Source organism: Kumtagia sp. (assembly GCF_059502445.1).
In genome coordinates this window covers 61,577-74,891 of record NZ_JCACER010000030.1, presented here as the reverse complement: position 1 = coordinate 74,891, position 13,315 = coordinate 61,577, and the positions used below count along the sequence as shown (strand labels likewise).

Here is a 13,315-nt window from a genome sequence, read left to right as displayed (position 1 = left end):
GATGGCTTTCCACTATGCATGACTTTCCCCGGACAGCCCTGCCCTTGTGGGGAGGAGTAAGGGATGGGGGTGCGACGCGTGAAAACACCGGAGAGCTCATTTCCGCACCGCCCCGAAGGTGATCCCGCGCAGCAGCTGCTTGCGCAGCAGGATGGTGAACACCAGGATCGGCACGAGGAAGATCGTCGTGCCGGCGGCGACCGCCGGCCAGTCCTGTCCGCCCTCGCCGATGATGGTGGGGATGAAGGGCGGCGCGGTCTGCGCGGTGCCGGAGGTGAGCAGGGCGGCGAAGGCGTATTCGTTCCAGGCGAAGATCAGGCAGAAGATGGCTGTGGCGGCGATGCCGGTGGTGGCCTGCGGCAGCACAACGCGCCAGAAGGCCTGCAGCCGCGTGTAGCCGTCGATCATCGCGGCCTCCTCGTATTCGCGCGGGATCTCGTCGATGAAGCCTTTCAGCAGCCACACCGCGAGCGAGACGTTGACGGCGGTGTAGAGCAGGATCATGCCGAGCGCGGTGTCCGAAAGCCCGATCTCGCGGTACATCAGGTAGATCGGAATGGCGACGGCGATGGGCGGCATGAAACGCGTCGACAGGATGAAGAACAAGAGGTCGTCGGCCAGGGGCACCTTGAAGCGCGAGAAGCCGTAGGCGGCCAGCGTGCCGAGGAAGACGGCCAGGAAGGTCGAGCCGAAGGCGATGACGATCGAATTCAGGAAGCGCGGCAGGAAGTTGGACGGGCCGGCGATCACCATGTTGCGCTTGCGCGTGGTCTCGTCGCAGAAGCTCGTCGCCGGCGGCAGCGCGTTGATGTACTCCGCCGTCTGGCGGGTGCGGGTCGTGAACAGGTTGCAATAGCCCTCGATGGACGGCGTGAAGACGATTTTCGGGGGATAGGCGATCGAATCCGGCGGCGTCTTGAAGCTGGTGGCGAAGATCCAGAACAGCGGGATCATCGACACCACGGCGTAGACGATCACCAGCGTGGCGGCGACGCGCTTCGACGTCGTGCTCGGCTCGACGACGGAATGGGCGGCGGCGCTCATCGGCTCTTCACCCGGTTCAGGACCTTCACGTAGATGTTGGCCAGCCCGAAGACGGCGACGAACAGGATGATGGCGAAGGCGGAGGAGAAGCCGGTGCGCCATTTCTCGAAGGCTTCGCGCTTCAGCGTGATCGAGGCGACCTCGGTGGTCGAGCCCGGCCCGCCGCCGGTCAACAGGTTCACCATGTCGAACATCTTGAAGTTCTCGATGCCGCGGAAGAGCACGGCGAGCATGATGAAGGGCAGCGCCATCGGCAGGGTGATCGACCAGAACTGCCGCCAGTTCGAGGCGCGGTCGACCTCCGCCGCCTCGTAGATGTAGTCCGGAATGGAGCGCAGGCCGGCCAGGCAGATAAGCATGACGTAGGGCGTCCACATCCAGGTGTCGACGATGACGATCGCCCAGGGCGCCAGCGTCACGTTGGACAGCATCAGGATCTCGGTGGGCGGAATGCCGGTGAAGAACGACACGATATAGGTGAAGAGGCCGATCTGCGGTTCGTAGAGGAAGCGCCAGAAATTGCCGACGACGGCCGGCGACAGCATCATCGGCACGAGGATGATGGTGGTCCAGAAGGCGTGGCCGCGGAATTTCCGGTCGATCAGATAGGCCAGCGTGAAGCCGATCAGCGTCTGCAGCACGATCGTCCAGAGGACGAAATGCGCCGTCGTCTGCATCGCCATCCAGGTGTCGCTGTCGGTCAGGATGCGCGTGTAGTTGGAGAGGCCGATATCCTTCACCGCTTCGTTCGGCCGGTTGGCGCGGTAGTTCGTGAAGGAGAGCCGGATCGTCCAGATCAGCGGAAAGATGTTGATGGCGAGCAGCAGCAGGATGGTCGGCGCGATGAAGATCCAGGCGACCATCCGGTCGGAGAGGCCGCGGACCGTCGTGGCCAGCGGCTCCGGCGTCGCCCGGGCGGCTGCCTCCATCGTCCGATCCAGTAGGGAGGGGTGAGTGTCCGTCACGACGGGCCTTCTGCCGGTCAGGTCTTGCATGATTGGCGGTCTCCGTCCCGCGCTCATGCTAACACGGCGCGGGACGGACTTGGGAGGACGAGGGCCTACATCTTGCCGTCGTCTTCGAAGACTTCGGTCCAGTCCTTGACCAGCCCGTCGAGCGCTTCCTTGGCCGTGCCCTGGCCGGCGACGACATAGTCGTGGAAGCGCTTCTGCGAGGCCTGCAACAGCGAGGCGTAGCTCGGCTCGGCCCAGAAATCCTTCACGATGGCCATCGAATCCAGGAAGGTCTGCGCATAGGGCTGGCTGGCCGCGAAACCAGGATCTTCCACAACGGCCTTCAAGCAGGAGAAGCCTCCAAGCGACCACCACTTCTTCTGCACGTCGGCAGTCGCAAACCACTTGATGTACTGAAGCGCGGCGTCCTGCTTGTCTGAGTAGGAAACGACCGAGATGCCCTGGCCACCGAGCTGGGCGAGCTTTTCGCCGTCCGGACCGGCCGGGTTGGCGAAGAAGCCTACTTTCTCGCCGCCCACCATCTCGTCCTTCTGCAGGCCCGGCCATGTGAAGGCGAAGTTCATGTGCAACGCCACCTGGCCGGATTTGAAGGCGTCGATGCCTTCGCCCATGTAGCTGTTGGAGGCACCGGGCGGCGTGCAGCAGTCGTAGAGCGCCTTGTAGAATTCGAGGCCCTTCACCGACTTCTCGGAGTTGACGAAGCCTTCCATCTCGTAGGGCTTGTCCGGGTTCTCGTATTTGAAGCCGAAGGAATAGAGCACATCCATGACGCCCATGGTAACGCCCTCGGAGCCGCGCTCGGTATAGATCGAGGCGCCGTAGACCTTCTTGCCGTCGACCTCGCGGCCCTGGAAGAATTCCGCAATGTCCCTCAACTCGGCAAAGGTCGCGGGCACAGCCAGATCACGACCGTATTTTTCCTTGAATGCGGCCTGAAGTTCCGGCTTGGCGAACCAATCCTTGCGATAGGTCCAACCGACCACATCGCCAAAGGCAGGCAGCGACCAATAGTTCGGCGTATTCTTCGGCCACTGCGAATAGCCGACGACGGTGGCGTCGACGAAGTCGCTCATCTTGATCCCTTCCTTGTCGAAGAAATCGTTGAGCTTGACGTAGTGGCCGTTCTCGGCCGAGCCGCCGATCCACTGGCTGTCGCCGATGATCAGGTCGCAGAGTTTGCCCTTGGAGTTGAGCTCGTTCAAGAAGCGGTCGGCGTAGTTCGTCCATGGCACGAACTCGAACTTCATGCCGATGCCGGTCTGCGCGGTAAAATCCTTCGACAGTTCGACCAGCGCGTTGGCCGGATCCCACGCCGCCCAGCAGAGCGTCAGGTCCTCGGCCTGCGCGACCGACGACATCGCCGTCGAGGCCGCCAGCGCCGCCATTCCCAACGTTATTTTCAATCCCGATTTCATGCCTACCTCCCATTTGCAGAACACGTTCCGGCGACGGCTTGAGAAGCCCGGTGCGCAGCGCGGGGCCGGACCGTCGCACGCTGCCCCTCCCGCGCCGGCCTTGTTCAGTAATTTGTTTAGTGATGCAGGAATTACTAAACATCGCAAGAGGAAAAGCATGCTGCGGCGCAGCATGTTTTTTGCGTGCAGACGGCATATTCGGTCAATTATGGTGACCTTTTCAGCGACATGCCGTTGATTGTCGACAGAAATTTGCAGATCGACTTATCTGCCGGCCGCGAAGCAGTCGAACCAGAAAACTAAACAAATCGAATGTGGTGAGCAGCCCGCCCCGAGCAGCGCGAGGCATTGAAACGGGTCAATCCGCCAACGGGCGCGTCACCCCTTCTTGTTCGCCTCGTCATAGGCCTCGGCGAAATAGCCGAAGAACACGTCCAGCATGCCGTTGTCGTGCGGGCCGGATTTCTGCTCCCAGCGCTCGACGAAGAGCTCCCAGGAGCGGCTCTTCCTGGACGAAAAGGCCGAGTTGCCGACCTTGGCCGAGATGGTGTCGGGCGACAGCTCGTCGAGAAGCCGGTCAAGCGCCTTCTGCATGGCCGCATAGGTGGCGAGCTCGTGCCGCTTGAGGTCGGCGAAGCCGGCTTCAAGGCTGGCCCTGGCGCCGAGAAAGCCCGGCCGCCGGCGCGAGAACATCACGTCGATCGCCTCGGCTGCCGTCGGTATGAACTTCAGCGGATTGTTGTCTGCCGCGCCGATCATGGTGCGGCTGGCGCTCTTGGTCATCGCCTTGGCGGCGGCGCGGGCGCGCAGCAGCTGCGCGAGCTGCTCGGTGGCGACGCGCAGGAATTCGCCGACCTCCTGGCCGATCTCGGCGGGGTCGCGCTCGGCGAAGGTGTCGGGCGTAACGCCGGCGCCGGCGGCAAGCCCCTGCAGGAAGCGGGCAAAGGCCTGCTGATCGGCTGCCGGCACCGGGCCGGGCGGCGGCGGAAAGGCTTGCGGCGCGAACGGCGCCGCCGGAGCGGATGCCGCCGCCGGCTGACCCGGCGCGAAGGATTCGCCGGCCGCCGGCTGCGGCTTCGCGCGCGCCGGTGCCGGATCGGTCGGAGCCGGCTGGAAAACCGGCGCCGGGTGGGACGGGGCCGGTTCAGGCTGCGACCTGGCAGCGGGGACAAAGGGCGGCGCCGGCTGTGCCGATCCCGCGTCGGCGGCATAAGGATCGGGGCGGGCAGGCTGCGACGGGGTCCCCGGGAAGGCGATGAACTGCTGCGAGAAATCGGCGTCGCGACGCCGGCCGGCCGGGCGGGCGATCAGCTCGCGCCGGTCGATCGGCGGCGGGGCCGGCTCGCCGGCCCCCCAGATGTCGTCGGACGGTGTCGAGAAGTCCTGCCGCGCCTGCTGGAACGGATCCTCCGCCGCACCGTCCGATGCCTGCTCGTCCTCGACCTCGACGCGGATGACATAGTGGCCGATCGCCAGCCGGTCGCCGCTCGCCAGCCGGTGCGGGCTCTTCATCCTGGCCGTCGAGCCGTTGAGAAAGGTGCCGTTGCGCGACACGTCGTAGAGCCAGTAGCCGCCCTTCTCGAAGCGGACGTCGCAATGCAGGCCGGAGATGTGGCGGCCCGGGTCAGGCAAGGTCCAGTCGAGATGCTGCTGGCGGCCGATCTCGAAACCGCGGTTGCGCGCCTGGAAGCGGATCGGGCCGCCATCGGGAAGGGAATCGACGCTGTCGATCGTGAGCGTGATCGTCATCAGACCGCTGCAACCGCCTCCATTCCGCGCCGCACGCCGCGCGGGAGCTTACCGGGCGAGGCGTCGGCTGCGCAACAGCTTAGCGCGCAGGCGCGATCTTAGCGGATAGAGCCGGAGCGTGGCAGCCTCCGCCCTCAACTTTCCGTCATCTGGATGCCCATGGAGACGCAGGCCGACAGCACGGCGGCGCGCTGCTTGAGGGGCACGCGGGCGACCGCGCTGAGCACGGCGGCGTTCACCGCGCGCGCCGTCAGATGCGGCGGCGGCACCACCGGCGCCATGCCGGCCGGCGCCATCGAGCCGCCGCTCCAGCCGGCGGCGAGCGCGATCCAGGCGCCGGGCGTCTTCACCGGCGACGCCATGCCGGCATCGAGCGCGGCGTAGCGGCGCTCCTCCTCGGGCTCGCGCACCCACTCCTCGGCGGCCGTCAGCAGGTCGCGGTCCCTGGTCGCCAGGCCCTCCGGCAGGTTGACCAGGCATTGGTGCCCCCACCACACCGCCACCCGACGCGGCAGCAGATAGGCGCAGAAGGTGATCGCGTCCTCCGGCGTCGGGCTCGATACCAGGGCGCGCAGATAGTCCAGCGACGGCCGGTCTGCCGGCTCCGCCGTCATGTCCTCGGAAGCGGTCGGGAAGGTCTCGAAGAGTTCCTTCGCCGTGTTGAACCGAAGTCGGTTGCTCATCGCTCTCGTCCGGCTCAGTTGATCTTCACGATGGTGCCATTGATGATCATCATGGCGCCGGCGTCGTGCTGCGACAGGAGCTTGGAATCGGTCTTGAACTGCATGGTGGTGCTGATCTCGACATTGGGGGATTCGATCTTGATCGACATCGGGTCCATCGTGATCGTGCTCTTGCCGCAGGTGATAGTGATCTTGGCCCCAGCCTTGATCAGCAGCTCGTTGGTCACGTCGAGCGTGTCGTTGTTCTTGACCTTGGTCTTGCGGTCGTTCTTGACCAGCCGCCGCTCGTCATTGCCGACGGTAGAATCGAGATCCTTCTGGGCGTGGAAGCGCACCAGCTCCGATCCCTTGGAATCGTCCATGACGAACTCGTTGTAGCCGCCACCGCCGGTGGTCGAATTGGTCTTCCAGCCGGCGATGTTCTTGGCGCCGGGCAAGCCGAAGGGCGGCATGTTCTCGCCGTTGTAGACGCTGGCGACGACGATCGGCTGGTCGGGGTCGCCCTCGAGGAAGTCGACGATGACCTCGTGACCGACGCGCGGCGTGAAGATCGCCCCCCAGTTCTGGCCTGCCGACACCTGGGCGACGCGCACGCGGCGCGACTGGTCGCCCTTGCGGTCCCAGTGGAAGCGCACGAGGATGCGGCCATACTTGTCGCAGTCGATCTCGCCCTCGCCCACCACCTTCGCCGTCTGCGGCCCGCGGATATAGGGCTTCGGCGAGGTCATGGCGGGCGCGAAGGGCTGATCGGCGCGCATGAATTCGTAGACGCCCGTGTAGACCTGGTCGCCGCCGCTGCCCGACCGGTAGGCCTGCCCGTCGAACCGGTGCGAGGCCATGAGCACGAGATATTGCTGGTTCTGCCCGTCGTCGGGATGGCCGGTGAGATCGACCAGAGAGCCGGGATAGAGCGTGGCGCAATCGCCCTCGGCGTGAAAATGGCTGTCCTCGGCGCGCCGCATGTCTAGCTGCACCTGGGCGTAGTCCGTGCCGTCCGACTGGCTGACGTAACGCCCGGGAAAGACGAAGCTCTCGAGCTTGCCCTGCTCGTATCCGGCGTCGCCGGTCTTTTCCGCCTTCATGTTGGCCGAGGGCTTCTTGAAGTCGTAGTCGGTCATGGCGACCTTGCCGGTCGTGAACCTGCGCTCGGGGCGCCACAGCGACAGGTGCTCGGTGTCGCGGTTGTGCTGCGCGTCGATCGCGATGAAGGGGCGCGAGGCGCGCGGCACCGGCTTGTAGGCGGAGACGCTGTCGCCCATGACCAGCTTGTGGGCGCCGGCGGAATGGCGGAAATGATAGCTTATGCCGTGCTCCTCCATCAGCCGGCAGACGAAATCCATGTCGCTTTCGCAGTACTGCGCGCAATATTCGAGGGTGGGATAATTGCGCGACAGCGCCGGCTGGAAATCGGCCAGGCCGCCATGCTCGCCGAATATGCGCTCGACGATCTGCGGCGCGGTCAGGTCGTGGAAGATCAGCGCGTTGACCCGCTTGGACAGCAGCCAGAGCCACGGCCGCAGGATCAGCTCGTAACGATTGCCTTCGGCGCGTGTGCCGAGCCAGCGCGCCTCCGCCAGCATACCGTCGAAGATGCGCTCGCCGCCGTCCACCGTCCGCAGGGTGACCGTGCAATGCCGGGCGATCGCCTCGTCGAAGCCGAGGATCTTCTTGTCCGTGTTGATCGCCTCGACGCGGAACTCGAACAGCTGGCTGAGCCTCTCGGTCGCCTCGAAGCCCGTCAGCAGCAGCCGATCCTTGCCGAGCGGCGTTTCGAGCCTGCCGATGCGCCGATCTTGCGTATAGGGGCTAGCCATCGCAGCGCCTTCTCCCTGAAGCCGGCGCTCCGGCATGCGGCCGCGCGCCATGGCCCGCTCGACCACCGGGGCAGCCGGCGGGGCACCGACGATAGGGTGGCTTCATTTCCGGCCTATGTCTTGGCGCCGGTCGTTCGTATCCATGGATATCCATGCCCGCACCTCCGGGAACCCGGCGTCTTTCTTCCGGATCGCTGATAAAAATCTCTACCGCAAGTTACGGTGTCGGTTTCATTGACACAATCCCGCGCCAATTCTATCCTTTTCGCCTGAAGATCGTGTTTTCGCCAGAAGGAGTGAAGATACCATGCGCAAGGCAATATTTGCGTCGGTGCTCGCGGTTACTGGCTTGTCCGGGCTGGACTTCGCGGCAGCCGACCCAAACCTGACATCGGAGCAGATCGTCAAGCATTTCGTCGACGAGACAGACCTCGGGGCCAAACGCGGACTGTGTATCGGTACAACCGAGGAATGCAGCAGGGATCAGCCGGCGCCTGCCGGACTGGACATGCTGATCAACTTCGACCTCGACTCCGCCGAGCTCACCGAGCAGGCCCGCGCCAACCTCGACGAATTCGCCAAGGCGCTGAAGGACGACAGGCTGCGTTCGGCCACCTTCGTCGTCGAGGGCTACACGGACGCCTCCGGCGACGAGGGCTACAACGACCGGCTGTCGGAACGGCGCGCACAGGCGGTGACCGCCTTCCTGCTCGCCAACGGCATCCAGCTCGAGAAGGTGGAGGCGGCGGGACGGGGCGAGAGCAATCCGCGCGTCGCCGATCCGTACGATCCCGTCAACCGGCGCGTCGAGATGCGAATCAAGATCCAGTAACGGCGGCGCGTCGTGCCGACACCAAGCTGATACGCAAGGTGCGGTAAAGTTCCGATCGGGCGTCCGGCCTCCGGACGTCTGATTTGAGACCAAGGCCGCCATGCGATTTGACAGCCTTCTCACTCCCGTCTCGGAGAGCGCGCCCTGCGGGCCCGATCTCGACGAGATCGGCGACGACCAGTACCTCAACTACGTGCTGGGGGCCGACAACCGGATGCCGGGTCGGTACCTGGACTCGGAGACGGGAACGCCGTTCGACCGGACGAGCATCGACCTCAAGGCCGAGACGAAGGCGATCGGCGGCTTCCTGGAGCAGTCGCGCGACCTGCGCCTGCTGACGCTGGAGGCGCGCCTGCAGGCGCTCGCCGGTCAGATCGCCGGCTTCTGCGACTGCGTCCAGGCGATCGCCGCCCTGCTCGACCAGTTCTGGGACGAGGTGCATCCGAAGGGTTTCGACGGCGACTTCACGCTGCGCCAGAACACCGTCGCCGTGCTCGAGGACCGCACCACGGTCGTGCTGCCGCTGCAATACGCGCCGCTCGTCCGCGACCAGCGTGCGGGGACGATCAGCCTGCGCGACCACGCGGTGGCGACCGGAACGGCGGCGCGCGAGGGCGAGCGCGTGCTCGACGTTAACCAGATCATGGAGACGCTGCGCAGCGAGGCGCACCGCGCCGAGATCGACGCGCTGCACGCCTCGCTGTCGTCCGCCAGGAAGGCGGTGGCGACGATCCGCTCGGCCTTCGACGAAGGCACCAACTATCAATATTCGCCGGATTTCGAGCTGCTCTCCGGCGTGCTCGGCCAGTTGCTTGCCCTGATCGAGGGCGCGCGCCCCGATCTCGGCGGCGCCAACGGCCATGCCCTCGCCGAGGCCGCGGCGGACGGTGCAGCCGAGATCATCGCCATCGGCGCGGTGCCCGCGGCCGCGCCGGCGAAGGCCGCGGCGGTGGCCATCGGCGATCACGCCGCGGCGGCGGCGGCGCTGCTGGCCGCCGAGCGGTATTTCGGCCGGGCCGAGCCGTCTTCGCCGGCGCTCATCCTGGTCCACCAGGCGCGCCTGCTGGTCGGCAAGCCGCTGGTGGCGGCGATCGAGGCGCTGATGCCCGACAATGCCGAATACGCCTCCATCGTCGTCGACGCCGCTTCCGGCTTCGAGCTCAACATGGCCAAGATGCGGGCGATCACCGACGATTTCGCGGCCGCTGCCGAGGAGCCGGCGGCGGGGAGCGAGACGATTTTTTCCGCCGAGACACGCGCCGAGGCCGCCGCGCTGCTCGCCGGCGTCGCCACCTATTTCCGGTCGGTCGAGGCGTCCAGCCCGATCCCCATGCTGCTCGGCCGCGCGGAGCGCTTCATGAGCCAGAGCTTCCAGTCGATCATCGCGGAACTCCTTCCAAAGAAGAACTCCGAATGACCCAAGTCGTTTCCCGGAATCCGTTTGACAACCCGCGAACAATTCGTGTTCCATTCCGAATGAAAGAGGAGATGAGCAATGTCTGACAGCGGGCAGAAATTCATAAAGCGCAATCGTCCTCCTCGCGTGCAAATATCCTACGAGGACCCTTACAACGCCGAGAAGCAAGTCGAGCTTCCTTTCGTTATGGGAATACTTTCAGACCTGTCCGGTAATGCGTCGAAGGTCAGCAAGCCTCCCATGGCCGAACGGAAATTCTCCAACGTCGACATGGACAATTTCGATGACTACATGGCGAGCGTCGAGCCAGCCGTGTCGTTCCGGGTCGCCAATAGGCTGGGCGGCGACGGAAACGAGCAGCTCGGCGTCAATCTCACCTTCAAGCGGATGGACGATTTCACGCCCGGCATGATCGCCAGGCAGATCCCCGCCCTGCGGGCACTGCTGGAGGCGCGCGAGCAGCTCGCGAACCTGCAGCGCTACATGGACGGCAAGGTGGCCGCGGAGGATCAGATCAAGCGGCTGCTCGCCGACCCGCAGATGATGCAGGCGCTGAAGGAGCGGCGCGATGCGACGGACGTGGCCGGCGCGGCCGACGAAGCTGAAGGCAACGCATAACGCCGCTGCGGCGGAACAACAGGCGAGGCAAACACAGTGGCTACCGAACTTTCCCCGGAAAAGGCCGCAATCGGCGGCACCGCCCTTCAGGAAATCGACGATTTCTCGGCCCTCCTGAAGCAGAGCTTCAAACCGCGCAGCGAGCGCGCGGCCACCGAAGTCGAGAACGCCGTCAACACGCTGGTCCAGCAGGCGCTGGCCGATTCCAGCCTGATCAAGGACGACGTGCTCGACACGCTCGACGAGATGATCGCGCGGCTCGACGAAAAGCTTTCCGCACAGGTCAACGAGATCCTGCACAACGAGACGTTCCAGCAGATCGAAAGCGCCTGGCGCGGGCTGCACTACATCGTCTTCAACTCCGAGACGGACGCGACCCTGAAGCTGCGCGTCATGAACGTCTCCAAGCAGGAACTCTACCGCGACCTGCGCCTCTATCCCGATGCCAAATGGGACCAGAGCCCGCTGTTCAAGGCGGTCTACGAACAGGAGTTCGGCACGCTCGGCGGCCATCCCTTCGGCTGCATCATCGGCGATTACCATTTCGACCATTCGGCGGTCGACATCCGGCTGCTGCGCGATCTCGGCAAGGTCGCCGCCGCGGCGCACGCGCCGCTGATCTCGGGCGCGGCGCCATCGCTGATGGGCATGGATTCCTGGACGGAGCTGATGAACCCGCGCGACCTCAGCAAGGTCTTCGACACGCCCGACTATGCGGCGTGGAAGTCGCTGCGCGATTCTGAGAACTCCCGCTATGTCGGGCTGTGCATGCCGCGCGTGCTCGCCCGCGAGCCCTATGGCGCGAAGTCGCTGCCGGTCGAGGAATTCGCCTTCGAGGAGCAGACGGACGGACATTCGGGACAGAAATACGCCTGGATGAACGCCGCCTACGCCATGGCCGCCAACATCAACCGCGCCTACAAGGAATATGGCTGGACGGTGCGTATCCGCGGTGTCCAGTCGGGCGGCGAGGTCATCAACCTGCCGACGCACACCTTCCCCACCGACGACGGCAGCGTCGACCTGAAATGCCCGACGGAAATCGCGATCACCGACCGCCGCGAGAACGAACTTTCGCGGTCGGGACTGCTGCCGCTGATCCATCGCAAGAACACCGACAAGGCAGCCTTCATCGGCGCTCAGTCGCTGTACCGGCCGAAGAAATACGACAAGGAGGAAGCAACCGCCGCCGACAATCTGTCGGCGCGCATCCCCTACATGTTCGCGATATCGCGCTTCAGCCACTATCTCAAATGCATGGTGCGCGACCAGATCGGCGAGACCAAGGAGCGCGACGAACTGGAAGGCTGGCTGCAAAGCTGGATAAACCAGTATGTCGACGCCGACCCGGCCAACTCGACGGTCCAGACGAAAGCGCGCAAGCCGCTTGCGGCCGCCCGCGTGGACGTTTTCGAAGATGCGGAGAACCCCGGTTTTTACGGGGCACGGTTCTATCTACGCCCGCATTTCCAACTGGAAGGAATGGATATCGGCATGAGCCTGGTTTCCCGGCTGCCCGCAAAGGCAGGGTGACCATACGACCTCGGCCGAATCCAGAGAGCATCGACACCATGTGAACGGCGTTTAAAGGCCGCCGTTTCCCTGTCAGGAGGACTGCAATGGCGCAAGACATGTTTATCAAGATCGGGACCCTCAAGGGCGAGGCCCAGGACGATCAATTTCCTGCCTGGGTGGACGTGCTTGCATGGTCGCTCGGCGGCGCGCAGAGCGGCACCGCCCACCAGGGCGGCGGCATGGGCGGCGGCAAGGTGAGCTTGCAGGACTTTTCATTCACCAAGTACACCGACGTCCTCTCGCCGAAGATCTGGGGCCACATGTGCGACGGCAAGCACTTCCCGACCGTCGAGTTCAAGGCCCGCAAGGCCGGCGGCAAACCCTTCGTCTATCTCGAGATCAAGATGGAGGACGCGATCGTCACCAGCGTGTCGACCGGCGGCAGCGGCGGCGAGGACCGGACGACCGAGAACGTCACCTTCAACTTCAAGAAGTACACGATCAAGTACAATCAGCAGTCGAAGAGGGGCGATCTCGAAGTCTCCGACGAGTACTGGTACGACATGGCCAAGAGCAAGGGCTCGATGGCCTAGCCCCTTCGGCGACGGCGTTTGCCAAGGCCGTTTTCTCCCGGGCTGCCGTCTTGGCGGCAGCCCGGGTTTCCGCACGCGATGCCGCCCTGATGATGCGGATGCCCCATGCGAAAAGCCAGAGGTGACAGGCAGTACCAGGCGCCGCTGATGTCGGCGTTCCGCGACGCTTTCGAGGCGCGCGACGCCAAGGACAGCCGCGTGCGCATCGTCGACGGCGAGCGGGTCATCGAAGGCCGCCTTCCGCGCCAGCGCCGCGGCGACGAGCCGGCGCTGAAGCGCGACCTGTCGATCGACCTGGTGGCGCTGCTGAACACCATCAACCTCGCCTCGACCGTGCCGCTCGAGACGCTCCATTACGTCAGCGATTCGGTGCTCAACTACGGCCTGCCGGACATCACCCACCTGACCAGCGAGGAGGCCGGCGTCGACGCCATCCGCGACCAGCTGGTCCACGCGCTCGCCACCTACGAGCCGCGCATCATCGCCGACACCATCCACGTCGACAAGGAGGTGCGCACCAACGAGATCGACCAGCGGGTGCAGTTCACGGTCTCCTGCGAGATGGCCTGCACGCCGGTCGACGTGCCCGTCACCTTCGTCGCCGAGCTGGAAGTCAGCTCCGGCAAGGTCAACGTCACGCGACTTCCGACATAGGCCGGCC

At 64.9% G+C, this 13,315-nt stretch carries 12 protein-coding genes; 6 read left to right on the top strand and 6 right to left on the bottom strand.

What is annotated here, in order from left to right:
* Window positions 1-96: 96 nt before the first annotated feature.
* From AC5JDC_RS12945 to AC5JDC_RS12920, 6 genes are all read right to left on the bottom strand, one after another.
* The gene (locus tag AC5JDC_RS12945) at window positions 97-1,044 is read right to left on the bottom strand and encodes a carbohydrate ABC transporter permease (RefSeq protein WP_106773818.1); all 948 of its coding nucleotides are present in this window, start codon (window positions 1,042-1,044) and stop codon (window positions 97-99) included.
* Complete coding sequence (locus tag AC5JDC_RS12940; protein WP_495841708.1) at window positions 1,041-1,973, bottom strand: carbohydrate ABC transporter permease; 933 nt, start codon at window positions 1,971-1,973, stop codon at window positions 1,041-1,043. Before AC5JDC_RS12940 ends, AC5JDC_RS12945 begins: the two co-directional genes overlap by 4 nt.
* A gap of 131 nt (window positions 1,974-2,104) precedes the next feature.
* Window positions 2,105-3,433 (bottom strand): ABC transporter substrate-binding protein, encoded by a 1,329-nt coding sequence (locus AC5JDC_RS12935; protein WP_495841707.1) that lies wholly within the window; start codon window positions 3,431-3,433, stop codon window positions 2,105-2,107.
* Window positions 3,434-3,811: 378 nt separating this feature from the next.
* A complete protein-coding gene (gene tagH / locus AC5JDC_RS12930; RefSeq protein WP_495841706.1) occupies window positions 3,812-5,182 on the bottom strand; it encodes a type VI secretion system-associated FHA domain protein TagH in 1,371 nt (456 codons plus the stop codon).
* A gap of 134 nt (window positions 5,183-5,316) precedes the next feature.
* On the bottom strand, window positions 5,317-5,865 hold the full coding sequence (locus AC5JDC_RS12925) for a DUF6931 family protein (protein ID WP_106773822.1): 549 nt from the start codon (window positions 5,863-5,865) through the stop codon (window positions 5,317-5,319).
* Window positions 5,866-5,879: 14 nt separating this feature from the next.
* Complete coding sequence (locus AC5JDC_RS12920; RefSeq protein WP_495841705.1) at window positions 5,880-7,679, bottom strand: type VI secretion system Vgr family protein; 1,800 nt, start codon at window positions 7,677-7,679, stop codon at window positions 5,880-5,882.
* Window positions 7,680-7,986: 307 nt separating this feature from the next.
* On the opposite strand from AC5JDC_RS12920, the gene AC5JDC_RS12915 reads away from it, so the two are divergent.
* From AC5JDC_RS12915 to tssE, 6 genes are all read left to right on the top strand, one after another.
* A complete protein-coding gene (locus AC5JDC_RS12915) occupies window positions 7,987-8,511 on the top strand; it encodes an OmpA family protein (RefSeq protein ID WP_106773824.1) in 525 nt (174 codons plus the stop codon).
* Window positions 8,512-8,611: 100 nt separating this feature from the next.
* Window positions 8,612-9,928: a type VI secretion system protein TssA gene (locus AC5JDC_RS12910; RefSeq protein ID WP_495841704.1), complete on the top strand. Its 1,317-nt coding sequence runs from the start codon at window positions 8,612-8,614 to the stop codon at window positions 9,926-9,928.
* Between the two features lie 78 nt (window positions 9,929-10,006).
* Window positions 10,007-10,546, top strand: a complete 540-nt coding sequence (gene tssB / locus AC5JDC_RS12905; protein WP_495841703.1) for a type VI secretion system contractile sheath small subunit — start codon at window positions 10,007-10,009, stop codon at window positions 10,544-10,546.
* 36 nt (window positions 10,547-10,582) lie between these two features.
* Complete coding sequence (gene tssC / locus AC5JDC_RS12900) at window positions 10,583-12,079, top strand: type VI secretion system contractile sheath large subunit (protein ID WP_106773827.1); 1,497 nt, start codon at window positions 10,583-10,585, stop codon at window positions 12,077-12,079.
* Window positions 12,080-12,165: 86 nt separating this feature from the next.
* Window positions 12,166-12,654 (top strand): Hcp family type VI secretion system effector, encoded by a 489-nt coding sequence (locus AC5JDC_RS12895; protein WP_106773828.1) that lies wholly within the window; start codon window positions 12,166-12,168, stop codon window positions 12,652-12,654.
* Window positions 12,655-12,759: 105 nt separating this feature from the next.
* The gene (gene tssE / locus AC5JDC_RS12890; RefSeq protein WP_495841702.1) at window positions 12,760-13,308 is read left to right on the top strand and encodes a type VI secretion system baseplate subunit TssE; all 549 of its coding nucleotides are present in this window, start codon (window positions 12,760-12,762) and stop codon (window positions 13,306-13,308) included.
* Window positions 13,309-13,315: the final 7 nt, after the last annotated feature.

Coding starts and splice junctions, on each gene's coding strand:
- AC5JDC_RS12945 (WP_106773818.1), bottom strand. CDS start 1,044: ATGAGCGCCGCCGCCCATTCCGTCGTCGAGCCGAGCACGACGTCGAAG.
- tssE (WP_495841702.1), top strand. CDS start 12,760: ATGCGAAAAGCCAGAGGTGACAGGCAGTACCAGGCGCCGCTGATGTCG.
- tssB (WP_495841703.1), top strand. CDS start 10,007: ATGTCTGACAGCGGGCAGAAATTCATAAAGCGCAATCGTCCTCCTCGC.
- AC5JDC_RS12940 (WP_495841708.1), bottom strand. CDS start 1,973: ATGGAGGCAGCCGCCCGGGCGACGCCGGAGCCGCTGGCCACGACGGTC.
- AC5JDC_RS12915 (WP_106773824.1), top strand. CDS start 7,987: ATGCGCAAGGCAATATTTGCGTCGGTGCTCGCGGTTACTGGCTTGTCC.
- AC5JDC_RS12925 (WP_106773822.1), bottom strand. CDS start 5,865: ATGAGCAACCGACTTCGGTTCAACACGGCGAAGGAACTCTTCGAGACC.
- AC5JDC_RS12935 (WP_495841707.1), bottom strand. CDS start 3,433: ATGAAATCGGGATTGAAAATAACGTTGGGAATGGCGGCGCTGGCGGCC.
- tagH (WP_495841706.1), bottom strand. CDS start 5,182: ATGACGATCACGCTCACGATCGACAGCGTCGATTCCCTTCCCGATGGC.
- AC5JDC_RS12920 (WP_495841705.1), bottom strand. CDS start 7,679: ATGGCTAGCCCCTATACGCAAGATCGGCGCATCGGCAGGCTCGAAACG.
- AC5JDC_RS12910 (WP_495841704.1), top strand. CDS start 8,612: ATGCGATTTGACAGCCTTCTCACTCCCGTCTCGGAGAGCGCGCCCTGC.
- AC5JDC_RS12895 (WP_106773828.1), top strand. CDS start 12,166: ATGGCGCAAGACATGTTTATCAAGATCGGGACCCTCAAGGGCGAGGCC.